This window comes from Pseudomonas sp. IT-P395, assembly GCF_949767675.1.
Taxonomy (GTDB): domain Bacteria; phylum Pseudomonadota; class Gammaproteobacteria; order Pseudomonadales; family Pseudomonadaceae; genus Aquipseudomonas.
In genome coordinates this window covers 54,091-79,988 of sequence record NZ_CATKPW010000061.1, presented here as the reverse complement: position 1 = coordinate 79,988, position 25,898 = coordinate 54,091, and the positions used below count along the sequence as shown (strand labels likewise).

Sequence of the window (25,898 nt, the reverse complement as noted above, 5' to 3'; positions counted from 1 at the left end):
ACTGCAAGGCTCGCCCAAGATAGTCGTCAACGCGCCACAGGGGAAGGGGCGGAAGATGAAACCCGCCCTCCCCGGCGTCTATAAAACCAATAACGAGGTCTTTATGAATGCCCCTTTCGATCAGCTGTTCACGTGGCTGAAAGATCACAAGATTACCGAAGTCGAATGTGTGGTCAGCGACTTGACCGGCATTGCCCGCGGCAAGATCGCACCGACCAACAAGTTCCTGCATGAGCGAGGCATGCGTCTGCCGGAAAGTGTGCTGCTGCAAACGGTAACCGGGGATTTTGTCGACGACGACATCTACTACGACCTGCTCGATCCTGCCGATATCGATATGGTCTGCAAGCCCGTGGCTGACGCGGTCTACGTGATTCCATGGGCGATCGAGCCGACCGCCATCGTCATTCACGATACCTTCGACAAGTTCGGCAACCCGATCGAACTGTCGCCGCGCAACGTGCTGAAAAAAGTCCTGCAGCTGTACACCGATAAAGGCTGGAAGCCCATTGTTGCGCCGGAAATGGAGTTCTACCTGACCCAACGCTGCGAAGACCCGGACTTGCCGCTCAAGGCACCATTAGGCCGCTCGGGCCGTGCAGAAAGCGGTCGGCAGTCGTTCTCCATTGATGCTGCCAACGAATTCGATCCGTTGTTCGAAGACGTCTATGACTGGTGCGAACTGCAAGGACTGGATCTGGACACGCTGATCCACGAAGACGGCCCGGCGCAGATGGAAATCAACTTCCGTCACGGCGACGCCCTCGATCTGGCCGACCAGATCACCGTGTTCAAGCGCACCATGCGAGAGGCCGCACTCAAGCACAACGTCGCCGCGACCTTCATGGCCAAGCCGATCGGCGATGAGCCGGGCAGCGCCATGCACATCCACCAGAGCGTGGTGGACATCGCCACTGGCAAACCGATTTTCGCCAATGAAGACGGGCAGATGAGCGAGCTGTTCCTGCACTACATCGGCGGATTGCAGAAGTACATCCCGAAAGTGCTGCCGATGTTCGCGCCCAACGTCAACTCGTTCCGCCGCTTCCTGCCGGACACCTCGGCACCGGTCAACGTTGAATGGGGCGAAGAAAACCGCACCGTCGGCCTGCGTGTGCCGACTTCCAGTCCGGAAGCCATGCGCGTGGAAAACCGTCTGCCGGGCGCCGATGCCAACCCGTACCTGGCGATTGCCGCGAGCCTGCTCTGCGGTTACATCGGCATGGTCGAAGGCATCGCGCCGAGCGCTGCGGTCCAGGGCCGCGCTTACGAACGCCGTAATCTGCGCCTGCCGATCACCATCGAAGAAGCGCTGACGCAGATGGAAGAATGCGAAGCCGTAGCGCAATACCTTGGCGACAAGTTCGTCCGTGGCTATGTCGCGGTGAAACGTGCCGAGCATGAAAACTTCAAGCGCGTGATCAGCTCGTGGGAGCGTGAGTTCCTGATGCTCAGCGTTTAACCCAAACCAAAATATCCCCTGTGTCGATCGTTCCCACGCTCTGCGTGGGAATGCAGCCCGGGACGCTCCGCGTCCCATCCAAAGCCGAACGCGGAGCGTCCGTTGAGGCATTCCCACGCAGAGCGTGGGAACGATCATTATAAGAAGAGGTGTCGATATGCGTCTGTTGAAATCCGTACTCCCGGTCGCCCTGAGCGTGCTGTTCAGCGCTGTAGCTCACGCCCAACCGACGGTCAGCGTCTACAACTGGACCGACTACATCGGCGAAACCACCCTCGCCGACTTCCAGAGCCAAACCGGGATCAAGGTGATCTACGACGTTTTCGACTCCAACGAAACCCTCGAAGGCAAACTGCTCGCCGGTCGTACCGGTTACGACGTGGTCGTACCCTCCAACCACTTCCTCGCGCGTCAGGTAAAGGCCGGCGCGTTCCTTAAACTTGATCGCTCGCAGTTGCCGAACTTCAAGAACCTCGACCCGAAACTGCTCGAACTGCTACAGAAAAACGACCCGGGCAACGAGCACTCGGTGCCGTACCTGTGGGGCACTAACGGCATCGGTTACAACGTCGACAAGGTCAAACAGGTGCTGGGCATCGACCACATCGATTCCTGGGCGGTGCTGTTCGAACCCGAGAACCTGAAGAAACTCACCCAGTGCGGCGTGTCGATGATGGATTCCGCAGACGAAGTCTTTCCCGCCGTGCTTAATTACATGGGCATGGACCCGCGCAGCGAAAACCCCGAAGACTATAAAAAGGCTGAAGCGAAACTGCTGAGCATCCGTCCGTACATCACCTATTTCCATTCCTCGAAATACGTATCGGATCTGGCCAACGGCGATATCTGCGTAGCCTTCGGTTATTCCGGCGACGTGTTTCAGGCCGCCAACCGCGCCAAGGAAGCCAAGAACGGCGTGAACATCGCCTATGCGATTCCAAAGGAAGGCGCCAACCTCTGGTTCGATCTGTTGGCGATTCCGGCCGATGCGAGCAACACCAAAGAAGCCCACGCCTTCATTAATTACCTGCTCGATCCGCAGGTGATTGCCAAGGTCAGTGCGTCCGTCGGTTACGCCAACCCGAACCCGGACGCCAAGCAATACATGGATCAAGAGCTCGTCAACAACCCTGAGGTTTATCCATCCCAGGCAGTGCTCGACAAGCTCTACATCTCCTCTACCCCGCCCCAGGCGATCATGCGTCTGATGACCCGGTCCTGGAGCAAAGTGAAGTCGAACAAATGAATCAGTACACCCAGGAACACGCCCGCTCTTATTACGCCGCTTCGGCCCGGGCGAGCACACCCTATCCGCTTTTGGACAGTGACTTGACCGCCGATGTCTGCGTGATCGGCGGCGGGTTCACCGGGGTTAACACCGCCATCGAGCTGGCCCAGCGCGGATTGTCGGTGGTGTTGATCGAAGCCCGACGTATCGGCTGGGGCGCCAGCGGGCGCAATGGCGGCCAGTTGATTCGCGGCATCGGGCATGAGGTTGAAGGATTCGCCAAGTACGTCGGTCAGGAAGGCGTGCGTTACTTGCAGCGCGCCGGCATTGATTCGGTGGATCTGGTTCGGCAGCGCATTGCTGACAACGGTATCGAGTGCGACTTGCGCTGGGGCTTCTGCGATCTGGCCAATACCCCCGCACAATTCGCTGCGTTCAAGGATGAGCTAGTCGACCTCGCCGAACTCGGTTACGCCCACGAAACCCGACTGATCGGCCCGGAGCAGGTCCGCCAGCAAGTGGTCAACTCCGACATTTATGCCGGTGGCCTGGTGGATATGGGATCCGGCCACTTGCACCCGCTGGATCTGGTGCAAGGCGAAGCGCGACTTGCAGCATCGTTGGGCGTAAGGATTTTCGAGCAGAGTGAAGTGCTGGAAATCATCCATGGCCCGACCGTGCAGGTGCGCTGCGCAAGCGGCACGGTGCGGGCTGGCAGTCTGGTGCTCGGCTGCAATGCGCATCTGGACGAACTCGAACAACAACTCAGTGGCAAGGTGCTGCCGGCCGGCAGTTACATCATCGCCACGGAGCCATTGTCCGAGGCGCGCGCCGCGCAACTGATCCCACAGAACCTCGCAGTGTGCGACCAGAAAGTCGGCCTCGATTACTACCGGCTCTCGGCGGACCGGCGCTTGTTGTTCGGCGGTGCCTGCCACTATTCCGGACGCGATCCTTCGGATATCGCGGCTTATATGCGACCGAAGATGCTCAAAGTCTTCCCGCAACTGGCGGACGTGCGCATCGATTACCAGTGGGGCGGCAAGATCGGCATCACCGCCAATCGCTTTCCGCAGGTCGGCCGGCTCAAGCAGCACCCGAACGTGTTCTATGCGCAGGGTTATTCCGGGCATGGCCTGAACGTCACCCACTGGTGCGCGAAACTGCTCGGCGAGGCGATTCATGCCGGTCACAGCCAGGGCATGGACGTGTTCAGCGGCGTGCCGCACATGACCTTCCCCGGCGGCCCGGCCCTGCGTTCGCCACTGCTGGCACTGGGGATGTTCTGGTATCGCCTGCGGGAAATGCTCGGCTGACAGCACAAGCAGCGCTGTCGCGGTCTGATCGTTCCCACGCTCTGCGTGGGAACGCAGCCCGTGACGCTCCGCGTCACTGGACGCAGAGCGTCCCTTGAGGCATTCCCACGCAGAGCGTGGGAACGATCATCAAGCACAGGTGAGCTATACACATTTGCTCTATCGCCAAGCACTTCTATATTGATGAGGTGCTTTTGCGTTCCTGACGCTCAGTGCCCATTCAATCGAGGAGACATGGATGAAGTCGTCAACCACCGACGAGCCGCGAGCGCCAGGCCAAGCACCCGTCAAAACCCGCCGTTTCGGCATTTCACTCGTCTGGATTGTGCCGATTGTGGCGGTGCTCGTGGGCATTTCGCTGGTGGTGCACAACATCATGCAGGAAGGGCCGACCATCGTGGTCACCTTCAAGACCGGCAGTGGTCTGACGGCCAATAAGACCGAAGTCAAATACCGTAATGTGGTGATTGGCCAGGTCACCGATGTCGAGTTGAGCGACGACCAGAAAAGCGTCAACGCCACGATCAAACTGGCCAAACAGGCCGAAACCTTCACCCGTGAAGACTCACAGTTCTGGGTGGTACGCCCGCGAATCGGTGCCGGAGGCGTGTCGGGTATCGACACTCTGCTCTCCGGCGACTACATCGGTGCCGACATCGGCCAGTCCAACTCCCGAGCGAAAAACTTCAAAGGCCTTGAAAACCCGCCGCCGATCACCTACGGCGAACCGGGCAAGCGTTTCATGCTGCACACCCAGGATCTCGGTTCGCTGGACATCGGGTCGCCGGTGTATTACCGCAAGATCCCTGTCGGCCAGGTCGTCACCTACGCGCTGGCGCCTGACGGTAAAGGCGTGAACATCGAAGTATTCATTCACGCGCCCAACGATGCGTTCGTCACCGAAAACACCCGATTCTGGAACGCCAGTGGCATCGACGTCAGCGTCGGCGCCAACGGTTTTCAGGTGAAAACCGAATCCCTGTCCTCCATGCTGGTGGGCGGCATCGCTTTTCGCGCCCCGGATTACAGCCCCAACGACGTCGCCGCCGCCGATGACAAAGACTTCGAACTGTTCGCCGACCAGACCACCGCCCTCGCCCCGCCCAATGGCAAGGCGCAATACCTGAGTCTGCGTTTCGACCAATCCCTGCGCGGCTTGAAGGTCGGCGCACCGGTGGAATTCCTCGGCATGGAAATCGGTCGGGTGGTGGCGATCAATCTGGATTTCGACGCGAAAAAACGCAGCTTCCCGCTTAACGTCGGCATCGTTATTTACCCGCAACGTTTGGGCATGGCTTACGGAAAAATGCTCACCGCGTTCAAGCATGATCCCAACGATGAGGCCGCCGGTATTCGTCTGATGGGCACCTTCATCGACAATGGCCTGCGCGCCCAGGCCCGCAGTGGCAACCTGCTGACGGGGCAACTGTACGTGGCGCTTGACTTCTTCCCGAAAGCCGAAAAAGTTGCCTTTGACCCCACGGCGCGCCCGGTGGTGATTCCAACCGTGCCCGGCAGCCTCGAACAGCTGCAGGAAAAACTCGAAGCCGTGGTCGACAAGCTCAACAAGTTGCCGGTCGATCGCATCGCCAGCAACCTCGACAGCAATCTGGTCGAGCTGCGCAAAGGCCTGACCCAGTTCAACGCCAAGACTCTGCCGGGCGTGCAGAGCACCCTCGCCGACGTCAGCAAGACCTTGCAGTCCGCCAGCTCGACCCTGGCCGAAGATTCGCCGCAACGCGAGAAACTCACGGAAACCCTCGACGAACTCGGGCGCATGTCGCGTTCGCTGCGAGAGCTGTCGGATTACCTCGGCCGGCATCCGGAATCGCTGATCCGTGGTCGCCCCGATAACGCCGCGCCGCTGGATCTGAAAGGACCGCCGCGCAATTGAGCACAGGAGCTAACCCAATGGCTTTACCGCTGAAGATCACCGTGCTCGCTGCCTTCATGCTGCTGGGCGCGTGCCGCAGCGACCCGATCAGCTTTCACACCCTGACGCCGGTGCAGATCGCCAACACCCGGACCGGCGCGCAGATTCCGATTGAAGCGCTGAGCGTGCCGCCGCAGGTCGACCGTGCACAAATCGTTATCCGCCAGGGCAACAGCGGCCTGGCGATTCTGGAAACCGATTGGTGGGGGGCGACATTGGCAGATGAATTGCGCGGTGCACTGGCCGATCAATTGAGCAATAGCAGTGGCCAAGGCAACGTTTCGGTGCGCATCGAAGTGCAACGCTTCGACTCGATCCCCGGTCAGTACGGCCTGATCGACGCGAAATGGCGCTTGCGTCCCGTCGGCGCCACTGACAATGGCTTGCTGACCTGCCGTTCGACCCTGCAAACACCGTCCGGCCCGACCATCGATGATCTGGTGGGTGCCCAGCAGCACAACGTCAAACGGCTGGCCGAGCAGATCAGTCGGGCGGCCACCGGCAACCCGCGCACCTGCCCTTCGCCGTCCTGACGGGGCCTACAGATCGAAACGATCGACCGCACGCCGCCGCTCGTTGTCATCACGCACATCGTAGTTGGCGGTGGTCTGGATGTTGCTGTGGTGCGCGAGCTTCTGCGCAATCGACAAATCATGCTCCTCGATCACCCGCGTAATAAACGAACGGCGGAAATCGTGCGGCATGATCTTCACCCCGACCTGGGTGCCACGCTGACGGGCGATGTAATAGATCGCGTGTTTGGTGATGCGCTCGCGGGTGATATGACTGCCGCGACGGATACGGTTGAACAGAAAGGCGTCGTCGCTCTCACCCTCCTTCAGCTCTGAACGTCGCAGCTCCAGCCATGCATCGAGTTTGGCGAACGCCCACGCCGGTGCGTACTTGATCAGTTGCTTATTGCCTTTGCCGGTGACGGTCAGGCTGCGCTCGGTGAAGTCGACCTGATTCAAGTCCAGGTCCACCGACTCCGATTTACGCATGCCGGTGCCGTACAACAACGCAATCACCGCCGCATCGCGCAGCCCTTGCGGGCGTGGATCGGCGGCGCACACTTCCATCAGTTCGTGGATCAAAGTGCGCTTCAAGTTGCGCCCCTGCGACAAGCGCGTGCCGGCAATGGCTTTGACCGAACGCATCTTCAACAAGTGATCCTGACTGATCAGGCTCATGCGCCAGGCTTCATTCATCACCCCGCGCACGGCATTCACATACAGCGACGAGGTATTCGGCGCATAGCCGTCGGCGCGCAATGCGGCGACCAGCGCCACGACGTCTTCCGGTTGCAGCCCGTGCCAGGGTATTTCTTCGATACCCACGTCTTCGAAACCGAGACGGTCAGCGGCATCCTGCAAGACATAACGCATGGTCAGTTGGCTGGACGGCGCCAGGCGGGCCAGATAAAGCGTCAGCGGATTAGTGGTGGACGGGGTGGATTCAGTACTCGACAAGTCAATCAAACGAAACGGCCTTGAATAGAAAACAGTTCAACAAAACAACTTAAAAGTGCAAACAAACTTATATAAAGAGCGACTCTTCCGTAGGACTTTTCGATTAAAAGAGCCGATGAACGGAAGAAGTCTGAACGGTGGCTGTATGGCTTACAGATAGACGAATCGCCGACCGTTTTTTCATGTTCCTTTGACAAAAACGCGCATAACCTTAGTTACAACAGGTTGCCCCGAAAGGCCTGCAACCCTGCCGTCCGTGGACTTAAAAGTCAATCAGGCATTCCCCGGCCGGTATCTCAACCCTTTGAAATTCCGTGTTTTTCAGACAATCGGCTGAAGGATGGCTGTCGCCCCGAGGTTCTTATGAGTCAAGCGTTTCTGCCGTTTTCCCGGCCGAGTATCGGCGATGAAGAAATAGCCGCAGTTGAACAAGTACTGCGTTCGGGCTGGATTACTACAGGCCCTAAAAGCCAGGCACTGGAAGAACAGTTTGCCGACTATGTCGGCTGCAAGCATGCAGTGGCACTTTCCTCGGCCACCGGAGGTATGCATATCACCCTGCTGGCCCTGGGCATTGGTCCGGGCCACGAAGTCATCACCCCGTCGCAGACCTGGGTGTCGACCGCCAACATGATCTCGCTGCTCGGTGCAAAACCGGTATTCGTCGATGTTGATCGCGACACCTTGATGACCGACGCCGCGCGCATCGAAGCCGCCATTACCCCACGCACCAAAGCAATCATTCCCGTGCATTACGCCGGCGCCGCGTTTGATCTTGACCCGCTGTATGCGCTGGCCGACAAGCACGGCATCGCGGTGATCGAAGACGCCGCGCACGCTGCCGGCACCCGCTACAAGGGGCGTCACGTCGGCGCGCAGGGCACGGCGATTTTCTCCTTCCATGCGATCAAGAACATGACCTGTGCCGAAGGCGCGATGTTCGTCACCGACGACGAAGCCTTGGCCAGCCGCGTGCGCATGCTCAAGTTCCATGGTCTGGGCGTCGACGCCTACGATCGCCTGACCGGTGGCCGCAAGCCGCAGGCGCAAGTGATGGAGCCGGGGTTCAAATACAACCTCGCCGACATCAACGCCGCGATTGCGCTGGTGCAACTGGAGCGTCTGGACGCAATCAACGCCCGCCGCACGGAACTGGCCGCCGCCTACCGGCAAAAACTCGAAGGCCTGCCGGTGCAACCGCTGGCCCTGCCCGCTTACGCACAAACCCACGCCTGGCACCTGTTCATCCTGCGCATCGACAGCGAGCGCTGCGGCATGGACCGCGAAGCCTTCATGAAAGGCTTGCAGGACCAGGGCATCGGCACCGGTATCCATTTCATCGCCACCCACCTGCACACCTGGTATCGCCAGCGTGATCCCGATCTGTATCTGCCCGACACCGAGTGGAACTCGGCGCGGCTGTGCTCGATTCCGTTGTTCCCCGACATGAGCGATCAGGACCTTGATCGCGTGGTCGGCGCCATCGCCACTCTTATGGACAAACGCCCGTGAAACCCTATCCGATCCGCTGTGTGTCGATCGTTATCCCGGTCTACAACGAACAGGACAGCCTGCCGCAACTGCTGCGCCGCACCGAGGCGGCCTGCCGGATGCTGCGTCACGATTACGAAATCGTCCTCGTTGACGATGGCAGCCGTGACGAGTCCGCCAACCTTCTGGAAGAAGCTGCGAGCCGTGAGGACAGCCCGTTCGTGGCGGTCATCCTCAACCGCAACTACGGCCAGCACGCAGCAATCATGGCCGGTTTCGAACAATGCAAAGGCGATGTCGTCATCACCCTCGACGCCGACTTGCAGAACCCGCCAGAAGAAATCCCCCGGCTGGTTGCTGAAGCGGAAAAGGGTTACGACGTGGTCGGCACCGTGCGCGGCAACCGTCAGGATTCGGCCCTGCGCCGCTATCCGTCGAAGCTGATCAACCTCGCCGTGCAGCGCTCTACGGGCGTCGCCATGAGCGACTACGGCTGCATGCTCCGCGCTTACCGGCGGACGATCATCGACGCGATGCTCGCCTGCCGTGAACGCAGCACCTTCATTCCGATTCTGGCCAACAGTTTCGCCCGCCACACCACCGAAATTGTCGTCGCCCACGCCGAGCGTGAGCACGGCGATTCGAAGTACAGCCCGATGCGTTTGATCAATCTGATGTTCGACCTGATCACCTGCATGACCACCACACCTTTGCGCCTGCTGAGCATCGTCGGTTTCACCATGGCCGGGCTTGGATTGCTGTTTGCCTTCGCGTTGATCGTCATGCGCCTGGCGTTCGGTGCCGGCTGGGCCGGTGACGGCATGTTCGTACTGTTCGCCGTGCTGTTTGTGTTCACCGGTGGCCAGTTCATCGGCATGGGCCTGCTCGGTGAATACCTCGGGCGCATGTACAGCGACGTGCGCGCCCGCCCGCGTTTCTTCGTTGAAAAAGTCTTGCGCGGCCAACCCGCCATGCCGCCGCGCGCCATCACCGTCGACGGTCTCTCCTCCTCCAATGATCAGGTTCTCTCATGAGCGCAAAAACTGTTGTCTTCGCTTATCACGATATTGGCTGCGCCGGCATTCAAACGCTGCTCGACAGCGGCTATGACATTGCGGCGGTGTTCACTCACGCCGATGACCCGAAAGAGAACGCCTTCTACGGATCGGTTGCGCAACTTTGTGCCAACAAAGGCATCCCGGTGCACGCGCCGGAAGACGTCAACCATCCGTTGTGGATCGAACGGATTGCCAAACTCGCCCCTGAGTACATCTTCTCCTTCTACTACCGCAACCTGCTGAGCGAGTCGTTGCTGGCCGTGGCCAAAAAAGGCGCGTTCAACCTGCACGGCTCGCTGTTGCCGAGCTACCGCGGCCGCGCCCCGGCGAACTGGGTGCTGGTCAATGGCGAAAGCGAAACCGGCGTCACCTTGCACCGCATGGTCAAACGTGCCGATGCCGGCGCCATTGTTGCCCAACAGCGCGTGGCCATCGAACGCAGCGACACCGCTTTGAGCCTGCACGGCAAGTTGCGCATCGCCGCCACCGATCTGCTGCGCGACACGCTGCCGGCGATGCTGCAAGGCAAGACCAGCGAAACCGCGCAGGACGAATCGCAAGCCACCGTGTTTGGTCGTCGTACCGCAGCGGACGGCAAACTGGTCTGGGCGAAACCTGCCGAGCAATTGTTCAACCTGGTTCGCGCGGTGACCCAACCGTATCCGGGCGCTTTCTGCGCGGTCGGTGAGCACAAACTCATCGTCTGGAGCGCCGAAGTCGTCAAGGGCAACGACGGCCAGGCACCCGGCCGCGTAATCAGCGTTGATCCGCTGCGCATTGCTTGTGGTGAAGATTCGCTGGTGATCCTCTCCGGCCAACGCAACGACAACGGCCTGTTCCTCAGTGGCCCGCAACTGGCCAACGAACTCGGTCTGGTCGACGGCTCGCTGTTGCGCGGAGCTGAATCCGGCCGCGCACCGCGTCGCACTCGCGTACTGATCCTTGGCGTCAACGGCTTCATTGGCAATCACTTGTCCGAGCGTCTGCTGCGCGATGACCGCTACGAAGTCTATGGCCTGGACATCGGTTCCGATGCCATCGACCGTCTGCGCAGCCATCCGCACTTCCACTACGTCGAAGGCGACATCAGCATTCACTCCGAGTGGATCGAGTACCACATCAAGAAGTGCGACGTGGTCCTGCCGCTGGTGGCCATCGCCACGCCGATCGAATACACCCGCAACCCGCTGCGCGTGTTCGAACTCGACTTCGAAGAAAACCTGAAACTGGTGCGCTACTGCGTCAAGTACAACAAGCGCGTGATCTTCCCGTCGACCTCGGAAGTCTATGGCATGTGCCAGGACAAGCACTTCGACGAAGACACCTCCAACCTGGTGGTCGGCCCGATCAACAAGCAGCGCTGGATCTATTCGGTGTCCAAACAACTGCTGGATCGGGTGATCTGGGCCTACGGCGCCAAGGGTCTGAATTTCACCCTGTTCCGCCCGTTCAACTGGATGGGCCCGCGCCTTGATCGCCTGGACTCGGCACGCATAGGCAGCTCCCGCGCCATCACTCAGTTGATCCTCAATCTGGTTGAAGGCACGCCAATTCGCCTGTTCGACGGCGGCGAGCAGAAACGCTGCTTCACCGATATTGCTGACGGCGTCGAGGCACTGGCGCGGATCATCGATAACGACAACGACGTCTGCAACGGCCAGATCATCAACATCGGTAACCCGGACAACGAAGCGAGCATCCGTCAGTTGGGCGAAGAGTTGCTGCGTCAGTTCGAAGCGCATCCGCTGCGTGACAACTTCCCGCCGTTCGCCGGTTTCCGCGACGTCGAGAGCAAGGCGTTCTACGGCGCCGGTTACCAGGACGTCGAGCACCGCAAACCAAGCATTGCCAACGCCAAGCGCCTGCTTGACTGGACGCCGACCGTGGAAATGCGCGAGACCATCGGCAATACGCTGGATTTCTTCTTGCGTGAAGCCATGCTCGAACAAGCGGACAAGCGTTGATGCAGGCCGGTCTACGCATCGACGTCGACACTTTTCGCGGCACCCGTGAAGGTGTGCCGCGCTTGCTGGAAATGCTCGACGAGGCGCAGATCAAGGCGACGTTTTTCTTCAGTGTCGGCCCCGACAACATGGGCCGGCATCTGTGGCGTCTGATCCGCCCGCAGTTCCTCTGGAAAATGCTCCGCTCCAATGCCGCCGGCCTGTATGGCTGGGACATTCTACTGGCCGGCACCGCGTGGCCGGGCAAACCGATTGGCCGTGACCTCGGGCACCTGATGCGTCAGGCCCGCGATGCCGGTCATGAAGTCGGTCTGCATGCCTGGGATCACCACGGCTGGCAGGCCAACGCCGGGCGCTGGAGCAATGCGCAACTGATCGAGCAGATCCGTCAGGGCGTCGACACCTTGAGCGACATTCTCGGTGAAAAAGTCGAGTGTTCGGCCGCCGCCGGTTGGCGTGCGGATGAACGCGTGATCGAAGCCAAGCAAGCCTTCGGCTTTCGCTACAACAGCGATTGCCGTGGACAACGCCTGTTTCGCCCGTTGCTGGCCGACGGTACGCCGGGTACTCCACAGATTCCCGTGGACCTGCCGACCTTCGACGAAATCGTTGGCCCCATCGTCGCAGCGCGCGACTTCAACAGTTTCATTCTCGATCACTTCCGCCCGCAACAGCTCAACGTCTACACCATTCATGCCGAAGTGGAAGGGATTCTGATGGCTGAGGATTTTCGTCAATTGCTGGCCGCTGCACGTCAGCGCAACATCGAGTTCAAACCGCTGGGCGATTTGTTGCCCGAGTTCTTCAACACCTTGCCCGTGGGCCGTGTGCAACGCGGCGCCCTCGACGGCCGTGAAGGCTGGCTGGGAGTGCAAGGCGCATGACTAAACGCTGGACGCTGCCACTGTTGTTGCTGGTCATTTGCTTGCTGGCCTATCTGCTGCCGCTGAGCACGCATGGTTTGTGGATTCCCGACGAAACCCGTTACGCGCAGATCAGTCAGGACATGCTGCTGAGCGGCAACTGGGTGTCGCCGCACTTCATGAGCCTGCGCTATTTCGAGAAGCCGATTGCCGGTTACTGGATGATCGCGCTGGGGCAGGAATTGTTTGGGCAGAACCTGTTCGGCGTGCGCTTTGTGTCGGCGCTGAGCACCGGATTGAGCGTGCTGCTGTGCTATCTGGTCGCCCGGCGTTTGTGGAACGAACCGCGCAAAAGCTTCGTCTGCGCCCTGCTCTACATGAGTTTCACCATCGTCGCCGGGCAGGCCGGTTACGCCAACCTCGATCCGCAATTCACCTTTTGGGTCAACCTGAGTCTGGTGGCGCTGTGGTTTGCCCTCGACAGCTACACCAGCGGCAAGCGCATGGCGGCCTGGGCACTATTGGGCCTGGCCTGCGGCATGGGTTTCATGACCAAGGGATTCCTCGCCTGGCTACTGCCGGTGTTGATCGCCCTGCCATGGATGCTCTGGCAAAAACGCTGGCGTGAACTGCTGATGTTCGGCCCGGTGGCGATTGCCGTGGCGATCCTCGTCAGCCTGCCGTGGGTGCTTTCGGTGCATGCACAGGAGCCGGACTACTGGCGGTTCTTCTTCTGGCACGAACATATTCGTCGCTTTGCCGGTGATGACGCGCAACACGATGCGCCGTGGTGGTTCTATCTGCCGCTGCTGGTGGCGTTCAGTTTGCCGTGGGCGGGATTGCTACCGACGGCGTTCAAGCAAGCCTGGCAAAGCCGCGCTCAGCCCAACGTCGTGTTTTTGCTGCTGTGGCTGCTGATGCCGCTGCTGTTTTTCAGCCTGAGCAACGGCAAATTGCCGACCTACATCCTGCCGTGCCTGCTGCCGATGGCGTTGCTGCTCGGTCATGCGCTGGCCGATCGTTTGCGTCTGGAGCAAGGTCGCGCGCTGAGCATCAACGGTGTGCTGAATCTGTTGCTGGGCATCGTCACGTTGATCGCGCTGGTCTATCTGCAACTGACCAAACCGGTCTACGACCACGAACTGCACAGCATGGTGCTGGTGTTTATCGCGCTGATCGGCTGGATCATCGCCAACCTGCTGCAAGCCTTTCTGCCGCTGCAATGCTGGGCAGCACCGGCGCTAGGCAGCCTGTTGCTGATCGCAGTGTTGCCGGCAGCGCTGCCGAAGTCGGTGGTCGCCAACAAGATGCCCGATCAGTTCATCAAGCATCACGTCAGCGAACTGGCGCAGACCGATCACCTGCTGAGTAACGACCTCGGCGCTGCGTCGGCGCTGGCCTGGCGCCTGAAAACCCCGCAAGTGGCGTTGTACAACACGATAGGCGAATTGAAATATGGCCTTGCCTATCCTGACGGCATTCAACAACGGGTCGATCCCGAACACGTACAACAGTGGATGCGTGAGGCGCGCCGCAGCGGTTCAGTCGGCGTGGTGATGCGCGTCAAGGGGCAGGACGAACTGGACGAAATCGATAGATTGCCTAAGGACGGCATCCGTTATGAGCAGGGCAACCTGGTGATCATGATCCTGCCCAAGGAGGCGTCATGAGCCTGTTGCTCCTGTTGGCTGCGTGCCTGCTGACTTGTCTGGGGCAGATTGCGCAGAAGTACGCCGTGGAGAGTTGGCGCGGGGGCGATTCTTCGCTGACCGCCAAACTGCGCTCGCCGTGGTTATGGCTGGCCCTGCTCGCCCTCGGCTCGGGCCTGTTGGTCTGGCTGCTGGTGTTGCAGCGGCTGGAAGTCGGCATTGCCTATCCGATGCTCAGCCTCAACTTCGTGCTGATCACTCTGATCGCGCGCTTCGTCTTTCGTGAGCCCATCGACCGCCAGCATTGGCTTGGCGTGGCATTGGTCATCGGCGGCGTGGTTTTGCTGGGGCAACCGTCATGAATCAACGTCGCGGCATCACGTTCGCGCTGAGCAGCGTGCTCCTCGTCAGCGCTGCGCAACTGGGCATGCGCTGGAGCATGACCCGCCTGCCCGCGCCGGAACAATGGCTGCACATCGACAGCCTCGACCTGCGAGCGTTGGCCGTGGTCGTCGCGGCGATTTTCACCTACACGCTGTCGATGCTCTGCTGGCTCGCCGCCCTGCGCGATCTGCCGCTGGGCCGGGCGTACTCGCTGCTGAGCATCAGCTATGCGCTGGTTTATCTGCTGGCGGCCAGCCTGCCGCTGTTCAACGAATCCTTCAGTTTCACCAAATCACTGGGCGTGGCGCTGGTCATGCTCGGGGTCATCACCATCAACACTCGTCCGGCTCGTGCGCCCGAATTCAGGAGTGCTCCATGAAAATCACAGTATTTGGCAGCGGTTATGTCGGTCTGGTGCAAGCGGCTGTGTTGGCCGAAGTCGGCCATGATGTCGTGTGCATGGACGTCGACCAGAAGAAGGTCGACCTGTTGCGCCAGGGTCATGTCAGCATCTTCGAACCGGGGCTGGCCAGCCTCGTTCGGGAAGGTCTGGATTCGAAACGCCTGCAATTCACCACCGATGAACAACTTGCCGTGCAGCACGCTCGGGTGGCGTTCATTGCCGTCGGTACGCCGTCGCGTGAAGACGGCTCGGCCGATCTGCGTTATGTGCTTTCGGTAGGTGATGCGATTGCCCGCCATCGTGAGCAGCCGTTGATCATCGTCGAGAAATCCACGGTGCCGGTGGGCACCGGCGATACGCTGCGCACGCACATCGAAAAGGCTTTGATCAAGGTCGGCCGCCTGCTGCAGTTCGATATCGTCTCCAACCCGGAATTTCTCAAGGAAGGCTCGGCGGTTGCCGATTGCCGGCGTCCGGACCGTATCGTCATCGGATGCGAAGGCGATGAAGTGCGCGACGTGATGCGCGATCTGTACTCGCCGTTCAACCGCAACCATGACCGCATCATGTTCATGGACCTGCGCAGCGCCGAGCTGACCAAGTACGCCGCCAACTGCATGCTGGCGACCAAGATCAGCTTCATCAACCAGATCGCCGAACTGGCCGAGCACTTGGGCGCCGACATCGAATCGGTACGCCAGGGCATCGGTGCCGACACGCGCATCGGTTACCACTTTATCTACCCGGGCTGCGGCTATGGCGGTTCGTGCTTTCCCAAAGACATGCGCGCGCTGATCCACAGTGCCGAAGAAGCGCATTGCTCCAGCGACTTGCTGCAAGCGGTCGAGGCGATCAATCAGCGCCAGAAACACAAACTGTTCGAGCGTATCAACGCGTTCTACCGCGGCGATCTGCGTGGCAAGACCTTTGCCCTGTGGGGGCTGGCATTCAAACCCAACACCGATGACATGCGCGACGCGCCGAGCCGCGTGTTGCTGGAAGAACTGTGGGCCGCCGGTGCCAGCGTGCGTGCCTTCGACCCGGAAGCCATGCAGGAAACCCAGAACCTTTACCCGGACGAGTCGAAATTGATGCTGATGGGCACGCCGGAATCGGTATTGCCCGGCGCCGATGCGTTGATCATCTGCACCGAGTGGCAGCAATTCAAGGCACCGGATTTCGACCTGATCAAACAGCGCCTTAACACCCCGGTGATTTTCGACGGCCGCAACCTGTACGACGCCGAGCGCCTGGCGCGCAATGGCTTCCAGTACTTCCCGATGGGCCGCGGCGAATCGCGTAAGTTGCCGATCCCGCTGCAACAGTGGCCGCACGCGTCCGACGTCGCTTGATTACGCTGTCGCCTGAGATTCGCCGGCAGTCGCTGATCGCAGGGCTGCTGGCGTTTTTATTGTTCATTGCCGGGGTTTTCGGGCAGGCCCCGATTGGTTTCGATTCGCGGTTTGTGTTGTTCGCGCAGGAAATGCTGCGCCATGGGCCGACGCTGTTTCCGACGACTTATGGTCAGCCGTACGCGGATTATTCAGCAGTTTCGACGCTGTTTATCTGGCTGCTGTCGTTGCCGTTCGGTGCGGTGAATGCGTTGACCGCGTGGGCGCCGAGTGCGATCGCCGGCGCACTGATCGTGACGCTGATGTACCGACTGTTGGCACCGTACTCGCGGCGCTGGGCGTTGATCAGTATTGCGTGGCTGATGCTCACCAGTGGCTTTGTCACCGAAGTGCGCGCGGTGTCGCAGGATTTGATGCTCGCGGCGGTGGCGTTCGCGGTGTTCTATCTGGGGTATGCCCATGATCATTTTGGCGGCAGGCGTCACTGGCCGCTGATCTTCGTTTTGCTGTTGCTCGGTTTCGGCATTCGCGGGCCGATTGGTCTGGTGGTGCCGACCGGCATGCTCTGCAGTTATTACCTGTTCAACCGGCAATGGTCGCGACTCTTGGTGTTCGGTGTGTTGGCTTCGCTGTTGCTTGCCGCGTGTGTCGGGTTGTTGTTATGGCTAGCGCAGGTCAGCGGTGGGCCGGTGTTTTTGCAGGACGTGATCCGCATGCAGTTCATGGGGCGCATGGACGGCAGCGAAGGCGTCAGCGGTTCGCTGTATTACTTCACTAGCTCCTTTGGTAACTATGCCCTCGCCTACCCGTTGGCATTGCTGGTGTTGGCGGCGGCCTGGCTGAGCAAACCACAGCAGCGTGGCCCGGCGTTACGCCTGGTGCAGTATTGCGCGGCAGCCGGACTGATTGTGATGGTCGGCTTGTCGATTCCCCAGGCGAAGAAGGCGCGGTATCTGCTGCCGATGCTGCCCATGGCGGCGATCATTGCGGCGTATCCGTTTCAGGTGGCGCATGGGTGGGTATTCCGGTCGTTGCGCGGCTTGATGCTCGGCTTGTGGCTGGTCACGCCGGGCTTGTTGATGGTGGTGTTGCTGATCGCCCGACGGCGGTTTCCCGAGCAGTTGAGTGACGTGTCTGTTGTCTTGATCGTGCTGGGCGTGCTGCAACTGCTCGGGCTGTCACGCTTGTTGATCCGGCGTTGGCGCCCGGAAGTGCTCGCGCTGGGTGCGGTGTTGGCACTGTGGTCGGTTTATGCGGCCGTGTTCGAACCGGTGGAGCAGCGTCTGTACGACACGCAAACGTTCAGCCGCGAGGTCTTCGCTCAGATCCAGCATAACCCCGCACCGCTGGTGCTGCACGGCATGGGCAAGGACGCGAAGGCGATCAAGTTCATGGTCAATCTCCCGCAGGATCTGCAACCGCAGTTCAGTGACTCGATCCAGCAACTGGAGGCGATCAAAGGCCCGGCGTGGCTGATGATGGACCGCAGTGATCTGGCATCCCTCAAGGGCACGCCGCTGGAAAGCGCGCAGCCAGTGTTGAGTGGGCGTTTCGACAAAAACGACTATGTATTGCTGTGGCTGAAACCGTAACCTGTCCAGCTCTCGACCGGCAGGATGCGCCTCAACATGACCTTCGACGTACGCCGCGCCAGCCTTGCTGACGCGCAAGCCCTCCCCGCGATCGAGCATTCGGCAGCGCAATTGTTTCGTCTTGATCCGCCATTGGCGTGGCTGGCTGATGCCGAGGTGCCCGATGCTGGCCAACATCTGCTGGCCATCGAACAGGCGTACGTGTGGGTTGCTGAACATAGCGGTGGGCAACTGACTGGATTTGTTCGTGCTGTCGACATTGATCAGCACCTGCACATTGAGGAGCTATCCGTCAGTCAGGCTTTTCAAGGACAAGGCATCGGTCGCGCACTGGTTGCGGCAGTCATTGAACAAGCGCGCGCGATGCAGTTGAACTCAGTGACATTGACCACCTTTCGCGATCTGCCATGGAATGCACCGTTTTATCAGAGGATGGGGTTTGTCGAGTTGGCGAATGTAAAAGCCGAACGCCATTTACGCGATGCGCTGCAAGCCGAAATCGTCTGCGGATTTCCCCCAGAGCGGCGCTGCGCCATGCGCCTGCGCCTGATTTGAAAGCAATGAAGATCCTTGTGGGAGCGAGCCTGCTCGCGAAGGCGGAGTGTCAGTCAACATTGATGTATCTGGTACAACGGCTCCCACAGGAATTGTGGTGTGGCGGCTTGACCGGTGGTGACTGCCCGGTAAGGATGGCGTACGCCCGCCCAGCATTTGAAATAAGGACATTGACCCTTCGTGGCCACCTACTCGCGCCTCATCCGCCGGTTGATGATCAGTTCGCTGACCGTCGTTATCAGCCGCGCCCTGATCAGCCCGCTGCTGACCCTGTTCCTCAGCAACAAGCTCAAACTCAACCCGCAGGATGTCGGTCTGCTGTTGGGCATTGCGGTGTTCAGCGCCACGTTGCTGTCGCTGTATGGCGGCTACATCATCGATCGGCTGGACAAGCGCCGGTTGCTGATCCTGACCATGCTCTCCAGCGGCATCGGCCTTATCCTGCTGACCTTCGCGCAGAACCTGTATCTGGTCACCCTGGTGCTGATCATCAGCGAAACGGCGTCGGCGCTGTTCCTCATCTGCGCCAAAGCCATCCTCAGTGAAAACCTGCCGGTGGGCCAGCGGGTCAAGGCGTTTTCCCTCAACTACACATTGACCAATATCGGCTATGCGGTCGGCCCGATGATCGGCGTGGTGATTGCCGGGGTGCAGCCTTCGGCGCCCTTCATCGTTGCCGGTGCGATTGCCATCGGCAGCATATTTTTGCTGCTCGGCGCCGCCCGGGAAGCCAGCCCGATCGCTCCAGTCGCTGCGCCACCCAGCTTTCTGAAAACCCTGATCATCCTGAAAAACGACCGCACGATGATCCTGTTTACCCTGGGCTGCCTGCTCAGCACGCTGGTGCACGGGCGTTTCACCCTGTACCTGTCGCAATACCTGCTGGTCACCCACACCCAGCAACAGACGCTGGAGACCATGGCCGCCCTGCTCGCCTGCAATGCAATCACGGTGATCCTGTTGCAGTACCAGATCGGCCGCCTGCTCAGCCGAGAACACCTGCGTCACTGGATTGCCGGCGGCACTGCGTTGTTCATCGTCGGGCTGATCGGTTTCAGTCTGGCCGACAGTCTGCTCGGCTGGTGCGTGGCGATGTTTATCTTCACCTTGGGCGAGATGATCATTTACCCGGCCGACTTTTTGTTCGTCGACACCCTCGCCCCGGAAGAACTGCGCGGCAGCTACTACGGCGCGCAGAATCTGGCGGCGTTGGGTGGTGCGGCCAGTCCAGTCATGTGCGGATTTCTGCTGATGCACACACCGGCGCCGAGCATGTTTTATGCCTTGAGCGCACTGGCGGCTGTGGGCGGCTACTTGTGCTTCGTCAGTGGCCGTCGCGTCGCTTCAATGCAAAATTAATGCACTAAATCTTCATTAATATGAATTTGTCAGCATCGAGTTTGCCCGGCACACTGTGCACGTTCCTCCCCCAATGTTGGAACACTTCGAGGGCTTTCCGGATATGCCGGACAAGTCCTTTTTTTTGCCTCGAATTTGCTGCAAGGATCGGATTCACATGCTCGCTCGCTGGTTGCCCGCCGCCATCAATACCCGCCCGACCGAATGGAGCCGCGCCGCCATTGGCATGGCATTGGGCACATTGTTCAGCGTGTGGTTGTGCGCGCAGGTGTTCGGTCACGACGTCGCCTATCACCTGATTGGCCCGCTGGGGGCATCGGCGGTGTTGCTGTTCGCCGTGTCATCCGGCGCCCTCGCCCAGCCATGGTCGATTCTCGGTGGTTATTTGTGTGCCGGCGTTGTGGCGTTGCTGGTCGCTCACGTGCTCGGCCGAACTCTGGGCAGCGCCTGCCTGGCGGCGGGCATGGCGCTGATTCTGATGTGCTGGCTGCGTTGCCTGCATCCGCCGGCCGGGGCGTTGGCATTGACGCTCGTATTGGCCGATCCAGCGACCATCGCGATGGACTGGAAAGCCATGGAACCGGTGATGCTCGGCGCGGCGTGCATGCTGCTCAGTGCCTTGGCCTACAACAACCTGACGCGCATTCGTTATCCGAAACGTCCGGCTGAACCGGCGCCGATCGTTGCCCCCGTCGACAGTCAGGCCATCACCGCAGAAGACCTCAAACTCGCCTTGGCCGATATGGAAGCCTTCATCGACATCACCCCCGAGGATCTCGAACAACTGATCCACGCCAGCGAACTGCACGCCAAGCGCCGCAGCATTACCCAAACCTTCCGCTGACTCCGTGTAGGAGCTGCCGCAGGCTGCGATCTTTTGATCTTGCTTTTTAACGGTCAACAGATCGCAGCCTTCGGCAGCTCCTACATGAGCGCGCACATTTTCGACCAAGGTAAAAACGCAAACTCCCCCTGCGAATTTCCCGGTTGTACACGGCAAATTTGCACTGTTACGATCCGGTAACGCTCGCGCGCGAGCTTCTCGAATAAAGACAATAAAAGCAGGGAGTTACTGATGACAGCTCAGGCTTCATCTCCGCGGACCCCGTCCATGGATGCCACGCAACACGAAGTGCTGGCCGACGTTCGCAACCACATCGGTCACCTGACCCTCAATCGCCCCGCCGGTCTCAACGCCATTACCCTCGACATGGTGCGTTTGCTGCAGCGCCAGCTCGATGCCTGGGCGACTGACGCCAATGTTCACGCCGTGGTCCTGCGCGGTGCCGGTGAAAAAGCCTTCTGTGCCGGGGGCGACATCCGTTCGCTGTACGACAGTTTCAAAAGCGGCGACACGCTGCACGAAGATTTCTTCGTCGAGGAATATGCCCTCGACCTGACCATTCATCACTACCGCAAACCGGTGCTGGCGCTGATGGACGGTTTTGTCCTCGGCGGCGGCATGGGTCTGGTGCAAGGCGCGGATTTGCGCGTGGTCACCGAGAAGAGCCGTTTGGCGATGCCGGAAGTGGCCATCGGGTATTTCCCGGATGTCGGTGGCAGCTATTTCCTGCCGCGCATTCCCGGTGAGCTGGGCATTTATCTGGGTGTCAGCGGCGTGCAGATCCGTGCCGCCGACGCGCTGTATTGCGGCCTCGCCGACTGGTACCTGGACAGCAGCAAACTGGCGCTGCTCGACGAAAAACTCGATCAGATGGAATGGCAGGACACGCCGCTCAGAGCACTGCAAAACCTGCTGGCCAAACACGCCGTGCAAACCTTGCCCGATGCGCCACTTGAGGCTTTGCGCCCGGCCATCGACCATTTCTTCGCCTTGCCGGACGTACCGAGCATGGTCGAACAATTGCGCGCAGTGACCGTCGCCGACAGCCACGAATGGGCGACCACTACCGCTGACCTGCTGGAAACCCGCTCGCCACTGGCCATGGCGGTGACCTTGGAAATGCTGCGTCGCGGCCGCCACTTGAGCCTGGAACAGTGCTTCGCATTGGAGTTGCATCTGGATCGCCAGTGGTTCGCCCGCGGCGACCTGATCGAAGGCGTCCGCGCCCTGCTGATCGATAAAGACAAGACACCTCGCTGGAACCCGCCGACCCTCGCTGCGCTGGACGCTGCGCATGTCGCGAGTTTCTTCCACGGTTTTCCTGAGAGCGGGAGCTGAGCCATGCACGATCTCGAACTGACTGAAGAACAAGTGATGATCCGCGACATGGCCCGGGACTTCGCCCGTGGTGAAATCGCGCCGCACGCGCAGGCCTGGGAAAAGGCTGGCTGGATCGACGATGCGCTCGTTGCGAAGATGGGTGAGCTCGGTTTGCTTGGCATGGTGGTGCCTGAAGAATGGGGCGGCACTTACGTCGATTACGTCGCTTATGCATTGGCCGTGGAAGAGATTTCTGCCGGTGACGGCGCGACCGGCGCCTTCATGAGCATCCACAACTCGGTGGGCTGCGGCCCGGTACTCAATTACGGCAGCGAAGCACAGAAACAGACCTGGCTGGCGGATCTGGCCAGTGGGCAAACCATCGGCTGCTTCTGCCTGACCGAACCGCAGGCCGGCTCCGAAGCACACAACCTGCGCACCCGCGCCGAACTGCGTGACGGGCAATGGGTGATCAACGGCGCCAAGCAATTTGTCAGCAACGGCAAACGGGCGAAACTGGCTATCGTCTTTGCGGTGACCGATCCGGATCTGGGCAAGAAAGGCATTTCGGCATTTCTGGTGCCGACCGATACTGCGGGTTTTATCGTTGATCGCACTGAACACAAGATGGGCATCCGCGCTTCTGATACCTGCGCGGTGACGCTGAACAACTGCTGCATTCCCGAGGCCAATCTGCTCGGCGAGCGCGGCAAAGGCCTGGCGATTGCCCTGTCCAATCTTGAAGGCGGACGCATCGGCATCGCCGCGCAGGCTCTGGGTATTGCTCGGGCGGCGTTTGAGGCGGCGTTGGTGTATTCGCGCGATCGCATCCAGTTCGGCAAACCGATCAACGAACATCAGAGCATCGCCAACCTGCTGGCCGACATGCACATGCAAATCAACGCGGCGCGCTTGATGATCCTGCACGCAGCGCGTCTGCGCACGGCGGGTAAACCGTGTTTGTCAGAAGCGTCGCAGGCCAAGCTGTTTGCCTCGGAAATGGCCGAGAAGGTGTGTTCGTCGGCGATTCAGATTCATGGCGGGTATGGGTATCTGGAGGATTACCCAGTCGAGAAGTACTACCGTGATGCGCGGATTACCCAGATATATGAAGGCTCGAGCGAGATTCAGCGGATGGTGATTGCGCGGGAGTTGAAGAACTATCAGTTGTAACGGTGTTGGCCCCTTTCCCTCACCCCAGCCCTCTCCCAATGGGAGAGGGAGCCGACCGAGGTGTCTGGCGTCATACGTCGACCTGAAAGACCGAGTCGATTATAGATTCGGTAAGCCAGGTCAATCAGGGATTCGGTAAGACTCTTTCAGGTCCGCGTACCTTCCAAGCATCCCCCCAATCAGTCCCTCTCCCTATGGGAGAGGGAGCCGACCGAGGTGTCTGGCGTTATACGTCGACCTGAAAGACCGAGTCGATTATCGATTCGGTAAGCCAGGTCAATCAGGGATTCGGTAAAACTCTTTCAGGTCGGCGTACCTTCCAAGCATCCCCCAATCAGTCCCTCTCCCTCTGGGAGAGGGAGCCGACCGAGGTGTCTGGCGTCATACGTCGACCTGAAAGACTGAGTCGATTACGGATTCGGTGATGAGCACCCAGGTCGGCGTAAATCTGAAATATCCCCCAATCAGTCCCCTCTCCCTCCGGGAGAGGGCTAGGGTGAGGGGCTTTTCGCTTTAGTCGCGTTACTTGCCCTTGAAGTCGGCCTCACGCTTGGCAATAAACGCCGCCATCCCTTCCTTCTGATCCTGCGTGGCAAACGCTGCATGGAACACCCGACGCTCAAAGCGCACGCCCTCGGTCAGGTTCACTTCAAAGGCACGATTCACGCTCTCTTTGATCATCATCGCAATCGGCAGCGACTTGCTGGCAATCACCGCCGCCACTTTCAGCGCTTCGTCGAGCAACTCATCGCTCGGCACAATCCGCGCGACAATCCCACAACGCTCAGCCTCCACTGCATCGATCAAACGTCCGCTCAGGCACATTTCCATGGCTTTCGCCTTGCCGACGGCGCGAGTCAGGCGCTGAGTGCCGCCCATGCCCGGCAACACGCCGAGGTTGATTTCCGGTTGACCGAACTTTGCGTTGTCACCTGCCAGAATGAAATCGCACATCAGCGCCAGCTCACAGCCACCGCCGAGGGCGAAACCGTTGACCGCCGCGATGATCGGCTTACGGCGGTTAGCCACGCGATCGCTGTCGCTGAACAGGTCGTCCATGTAGATCTGCGGGTAGGTCAGCTCGGCCATTTCCTTGATGTCGGCGCCAGCGGCAAAGGCCTTTTTCGAGCCAGTGAGGACAATGCAACCGATGTTCGCATCGGCTTCCAGCGCATCAAGGGCCTGATTCACTTCGCTGACCAGTTGCGCATTCAGCGCGTTCAGCGCCTGCGGGCGGTTCAGGGTGATCAGGCCAACGCGGCCATGGGTTTCGAGCAGAATGGTTTCGTAAGTCATGATTAAAATTCCTTGTCAAAGATTGCGCGAAATGACCATGCGCTGAATATCGCTGGTGCCTTCGTAGATCTGGCAGACACGCACGTCGCGGTAGATGCGTTCCAGTGGGAAGTCGTTGAGGTAACCGTAACCACCGAGGGTTTGCAACGCCATCGAACAGACCTTCTCGGCCATTTCCGAAGCGAACAGTTTGGCCATCGACGCCTCGACCAGTGCCGGTTGACCGCTGTCGCGCAGAGCAGCGGCGTAATGCACCATCTGCCGGGCGACGGCGATCTGCGTGGCCATGTCGGCCAAGCGGAATGCCACGGCTTGATGCTCAATAATTGGTTTGCCGAAGGTGTCGCGCTCACGGGCGTAATCACGCGCCGCTTCAAACGCGGCGCGGGCCATGCCCACCGATTGCGAGGCGATGCCGACGCGGCCGCCTTCAAGGTTGGCCAGGGCGATTTTGTAGCCCTCGCCCTCCTCGCCCAAACGGTTGGCCACCGGCACTTTGACGTCTTCGAAGAGAATCTGGCAGGTGTCGGACGCGTGTTGACCGAGCTTGTCTTCGACGCGAGCGACTTTGTAGCCCGGCGAATCGGTCGGCACTATAAACGCAGTGATGCCGCGTTTGCCGGCACTCGGATCGGTCACCGCAAACACAATCACGATCCCGGCGTTTTGCCCGGAGGTGATGAACTGTTTGCAGCCGTTCAGCACGTAGTGATCGCCTTCCAGCCGTGCGCGGGTTTTCAGGCTGCTGGCATCGGAACCGGCCTGCGGTTCGGTCAGTGCAAAGGCGCCGAGCATGGCACCGCTGGCCAGCGGTTTGAGGAAGCGTTCGCGCTGGTCGTCGTTGCCGAACTTGAGAATCGGCACGCAGCCGACCGAGTTGTGTACGCTCATGATCGTCGAGCAGGCACCGTCGCCGGCGGCGATTTCTTCCAGGGCCATGGCGTACGCCAGGTAGCCGGTGTCGCAACCGCCCCACTGCTCCGGCACGAGCATGCCGAAGAAGCCCAGCTCAGCCATCTCACCGATGGCTTCCTTGGGAAAACGGTGCTCGCGATCCCACTCGGCGGCGAACGGTTTCAAGCGTTCCTCGGCAAACTGCCGGGCCATGTCGCGGATCTGGGTTTGGTCTTCGTTGGGAATCATGGTGAATCCTTAATCCGGGTTACACGCGGTCCCCTGTAGGAGCT

22 protein-coding genes are annotated in these 25,898 nt (G+C 60.0%); 19 read left to right on the top strand and 3 right to left on the bottom strand.

Annotation, left to right across the window (positions count from 1 at the left end):
* The first annotated feature begins 103 nt into the window (after window positions 1-103).
* From ACM6IN_RS28330 to ACM6IN_RS28310, 5 genes are all read left to right on the top strand, one after another.
* Window positions 104-1,462 (top strand): glutamine synthetase family protein, encoded by a 1,359-nt coding sequence (locus tag ACM6IN_RS28330; protein WP_042704900.1) that lies wholly within the window; start codon window positions 104-106, stop codon window positions 1,460-1,462.
* Between the two features lie 157 nt (window positions 1,463-1,619).
* Entirely contained in the window at window positions 1,620-2,708 is a 1,089-nt protein-coding gene (locus ACM6IN_RS28325; protein ID WP_414917108.1) for a polyamine ABC transporter substrate-binding protein, read from the top strand.
* Entirely contained in the window at window positions 2,705-4,006 is a 1,302-nt protein-coding gene (locus ACM6IN_RS28320) for an NAD(P)/FAD-dependent oxidoreductase (protein ID WP_414917107.1), read from the top strand. The genes ACM6IN_RS28325 and ACM6IN_RS28320 overlap by 4 nt, the downstream gene beginning before the upstream one ends.
* 238 nt (window positions 4,007-4,244) lie before the next feature.
* Window positions 4,245-5,900: an intermembrane transport protein PqiB gene (locus ACM6IN_RS28315; protein WP_414917106.1), complete on the top strand. Its 1,656-nt coding sequence runs from the start codon at window positions 4,245-4,247 to the stop codon at window positions 5,898-5,900.
* 17 nt (window positions 5,901-5,917) lie between these two features.
* The gene (locus ACM6IN_RS28310; protein ID WP_414917105.1) at window positions 5,918-6,472 is read left to right on the top strand and encodes a membrane integrity-associated transporter subunit PqiC; all 555 of its coding nucleotides are present in this window, start codon (window positions 5,918-5,920) and stop codon (window positions 6,470-6,472) included.
* 6 nt (window positions 6,473-6,478) lie between these two features.
* On the opposite strand, the gene xerC is transcribed toward ACM6IN_RS28310, so the two are convergent.
* Window positions 6,479-7,324 (bottom strand): site-specific integrase, encoded by an 846-nt coding sequence (gene xerC / locus ACM6IN_RS28305; RefSeq protein WP_414917219.1) that lies wholly within the window; start codon window positions 7,322-7,324, stop codon window positions 6,479-6,481.
* Window positions 7,325-7,771: 447 nt separating this feature from the next.
* On the opposite strand from xerC, the gene arnB reads away from it, so the two are divergent.
* From arnB to ACM6IN_RS28235, 14 genes are all read left to right on the top strand, one after another.
* On the top strand, window positions 7,772-8,920 hold the full coding sequence (gene arnB / locus ACM6IN_RS28300) for a UDP-4-amino-4-deoxy-L-arabinose aminotransferase (protein ID WP_414917104.1): 1,149 nt from the start codon (window positions 7,772-7,774) through the stop codon (window positions 8,918-8,920).
* Entirely contained in the window at window positions 8,917-9,933 is a 1,017-nt protein-coding gene (gene arnC, locus ACM6IN_RS28295; protein ID WP_007910192.1) for an undecaprenyl-phosphate 4-deoxy-4-formamido-L-arabinose transferase, read from the top strand. The genes arnB and arnC overlap by 4 nt, the downstream gene beginning before the upstream one ends.
* Window positions 9,930-11,921: a bifunctional UDP-4-amino-4-deoxy-L-arabinose formyltransferase/UDP-glucuronic acid oxidase ArnA gene (gene arnA / locus ACM6IN_RS28290; RefSeq protein WP_414917103.1), complete on the top strand. Its 1,992-nt coding sequence runs from the start codon at window positions 9,930-9,932 to the stop codon at window positions 11,919-11,921. The genes arnC and arnA overlap by 4 nt, the downstream gene beginning before the upstream one ends.
* The gene (arnD, locus tag ACM6IN_RS28285; protein ID WP_414894189.1) at window positions 11,921-12,805 is read left to right on the top strand and encodes a 4-deoxy-4-formamido-L-arabinose-phosphoundecaprenol deformylase; all 885 of its coding nucleotides are present in this window, start codon (window positions 11,921-11,923) and stop codon (window positions 12,803-12,805) included. Before arnA ends, arnD begins: the two co-directional genes overlap by 1 nt.
* Complete coding sequence (gene arnT / locus ACM6IN_RS28280) at window positions 12,802-14,454, top strand: lipid IV(A) 4-amino-4-deoxy-L-arabinosyltransferase (protein ID WP_414917102.1); 1,653 nt, start codon at window positions 12,802-12,804, stop codon at window positions 14,452-14,454. Before arnD ends, arnT begins: the two co-directional genes overlap by 4 nt.
* Window positions 14,451-14,795 carry a 4-amino-4-deoxy-L-arabinose-phosphoundecaprenol flippase subunit ArnE gene (gene arnE / locus ACM6IN_RS28275; RefSeq protein ID WP_007910179.1) on the top strand — a complete coding sequence of 115 codons (345 nt, stop codon included), beginning with the start codon at window positions 14,451-14,453 and terminating at the stop codon, window positions 14,793-14,795. The genes arnT and arnE overlap by 4 nt, the downstream gene beginning before the upstream one ends.
* Window positions 14,792-15,196 (top strand): 4-amino-4-deoxy-L-arabinose-phosphoundecaprenol flippase subunit ArnF, encoded by a 405-nt coding sequence (gene arnF / locus ACM6IN_RS28270; RefSeq protein WP_414917101.1) that lies wholly within the window; start codon window positions 14,792-14,794, stop codon window positions 15,194-15,196. Before arnE ends, arnF begins: the two co-directional genes overlap by 4 nt.
* Window positions 15,193-16,572: a UDP-glucose dehydrogenase family protein gene (locus ACM6IN_RS28265; RefSeq protein ID WP_414917100.1), complete on the top strand. Its 1,380-nt coding sequence runs from the start codon at window positions 15,193-15,195 to the stop codon at window positions 16,570-16,572. The genes arnF and ACM6IN_RS28265 overlap by 4 nt, the downstream gene beginning before the upstream one ends.
* The gene (locus ACM6IN_RS28260; protein ID WP_414917099.1) at window positions 16,569-18,164 is read left to right on the top strand and encodes an ArnT family glycosyltransferase; all 1,596 of its coding nucleotides are present in this window, start codon (window positions 16,569-16,571) and stop codon (window positions 18,162-18,164) included. The genes ACM6IN_RS28265 and ACM6IN_RS28260 overlap by 4 nt, the downstream gene beginning before the upstream one ends.
* A 36-nt stretch (window positions 18,165-18,200) precedes the next feature.
* Window positions 18,201-18,719 carry a GNAT family N-acetyltransferase gene (locus ACM6IN_RS28255; protein ID WP_007910174.1) on the top strand — a complete coding sequence of 173 codons (519 nt, stop codon included), beginning with the start codon at window positions 18,201-18,203 and terminating at the stop codon, window positions 18,717-18,719.
* 180 nt (window positions 18,720-18,899) lie between these two features.
* A complete protein-coding gene (locus ACM6IN_RS28250) occupies window positions 18,900-20,078 on the top strand; it encodes an MFS transporter (RefSeq protein WP_007910171.1) in 1,179 nt (392 codons plus the stop codon).
* A gap of 157 nt (window positions 20,079-20,235) precedes the next feature.
* Window positions 20,236-20,922 (top strand): HPP family protein, encoded by a 687-nt coding sequence (locus tag ACM6IN_RS28245; RefSeq protein ID WP_223026841.1) that lies wholly within the window; start codon window positions 20,236-20,238, stop codon window positions 20,920-20,922.
* Between the two features lie 231 nt (window positions 20,923-21,153).
* Complete coding sequence (locus tag ACM6IN_RS28240; RefSeq protein WP_414917098.1) at window positions 21,154-22,260, top strand: enoyl-CoA hydratase/isomerase family protein; 1,107 nt, start codon at window positions 21,154-21,156, stop codon at window positions 22,258-22,260.
* 3 nt (window positions 22,261-22,263) lie between these two features.
* Window positions 22,264-23,415, top strand: coding sequence for an acyl-CoA dehydrogenase family protein (locus ACM6IN_RS28235; RefSeq protein WP_095112190.1), 1,152 nt, complete (start codon window positions 22,264-22,266; stop codon window positions 23,413-23,415).
* Window positions 23,416-23,937: 522 nt separating this feature from the next.
* Here ACM6IN_RS28235 and ACM6IN_RS28230 read toward each other — a convergent pair.
* Both ACM6IN_RS28230 and ACM6IN_RS28225 read right to left on the bottom strand, forming a co-directional pair.
* On the bottom strand, window positions 23,938-24,711 hold the full coding sequence (locus ACM6IN_RS28230; protein ID WP_007918876.1) for an enoyl-CoA hydratase: 774 nt from the start codon (window positions 24,709-24,711) through the stop codon (window positions 23,938-23,940).
* Window positions 24,712-24,726: 15 nt separating this feature from the next.
* On the bottom strand, window positions 24,727-25,854 hold the full coding sequence (locus tag ACM6IN_RS28225; RefSeq protein WP_007918873.1) for an acyl-CoA dehydrogenase: 1,128 nt from the start codon (window positions 25,852-25,854) through the stop codon (window positions 24,727-24,729).
* Window positions 25,855-25,898: the final 44 nt, after the last annotated feature.

Excerpts from the sequence above, each read along its gene's own strand:
- ACM6IN_RS28330 (WP_042704900.1), top strand. The coding sequence starts at position 104 with ATGAATGCCCCTTTCGATCAGCTGTTCACGTGGCTGAAAGATCACAAG.
- ACM6IN_RS28325 (WP_414917108.1), top strand. The coding sequence starts at position 1,620 with ATGCGTCTGTTGAAATCCGTACTCCCGGTCGCCCTGAGCGTGCTGTTC.
- ACM6IN_RS28320 (WP_414917107.1), top strand. The coding sequence starts at position 2,705 with ATGAATCAGTACACCCAGGAACACGCCCGCTCTTATTACGCCGCTTCG.
- ACM6IN_RS28315 (WP_414917106.1), top strand. The coding sequence starts at position 4,245 with ATGAAGTCGTCAACCACCGACGAGCCGCGAGCGCCAGGCCAAGCACCC.
- ACM6IN_RS28310 (WP_414917105.1), top strand. The coding sequence starts at position 5,918 with ATGGCTTTACCGCTGAAGATCACCGTGCTCGCTGCCTTCATGCTGCTG.
- xerC (WP_414917219.1), bottom strand. The coding sequence starts at position 7,324 with ATGCGTTATGTCTTGCAGGATGCCGCTGACCGTCTCGGTTTCGAAGAC.
- arnB (WP_414917104.1), top strand. The coding sequence starts at position 7,772 with ATGAGTCAAGCGTTTCTGCCGTTTTCCCGGCCGAGTATCGGCGATGAA.
- arnA (WP_414917103.1), top strand. The coding sequence starts at position 9,930 with ATGAGCGCAAAAACTGTTGTCTTCGCTTATCACGATATTGGCTGCGCC.
- arnD (WP_414894189.1), top strand. The coding sequence starts at position 11,921 with ATGCAGGCCGGTCTACGCATCGACGTCGACACTTTTCGCGGCACCCGT.
- arnT (WP_414917102.1), top strand. The coding sequence starts at position 12,802 with ATGACTAAACGCTGGACGCTGCCACTGTTGTTGCTGGTCATTTGCTTG.
- arnE (WP_007910179.1), top strand. The coding sequence starts at position 14,451 with ATGAGCCTGTTGCTCCTGTTGGCTGCGTGCCTGCTGACTTGTCTGGGG.
- arnF (WP_414917101.1), top strand. The coding sequence starts at position 14,792 with ATGAATCAACGTCGCGGCATCACGTTCGCGCTGAGCAGCGTGCTCCTC.
- ACM6IN_RS28265 (WP_414917100.1), top strand. The coding sequence starts at position 15,193 with ATGAAAATCACAGTATTTGGCAGCGGTTATGTCGGTCTGGTGCAAGCG.
- ACM6IN_RS28255 (WP_007910174.1), top strand. The coding sequence starts at position 18,201 with ATGACCTTCGACGTACGCCGCGCCAGCCTTGCTGACGCGCAAGCCCTC.
- ACM6IN_RS28245 (WP_223026841.1), top strand. The coding sequence starts at position 20,236 with ATGCTCGCTCGCTGGTTGCCCGCCGCCATCAATACCCGCCCGACCGAA.
- ACM6IN_RS28240 (WP_414917098.1), top strand. The coding sequence starts at position 21,154 with ATGACAGCTCAGGCTTCATCTCCGCGGACCCCGTCCATGGATGCCACG.
- ACM6IN_RS28235 (WP_095112190.1), top strand. The coding sequence starts at position 22,264 with ATGCACGATCTCGAACTGACTGAAGAACAAGTGATGATCCGCGACATG.
- ACM6IN_RS28230 (WP_007918876.1), bottom strand. The coding sequence starts at position 24,711 with ATGACTTACGAAACCATTCTGCTCGAAACCCATGGCCGCGTTGGCCTG.
- ACM6IN_RS28225 (WP_007918873.1), bottom strand. The coding sequence starts at position 25,854 with ATGATTCCCAACGAAGACCAAACCCAGATCCGCGACATGGCCCGGCAG.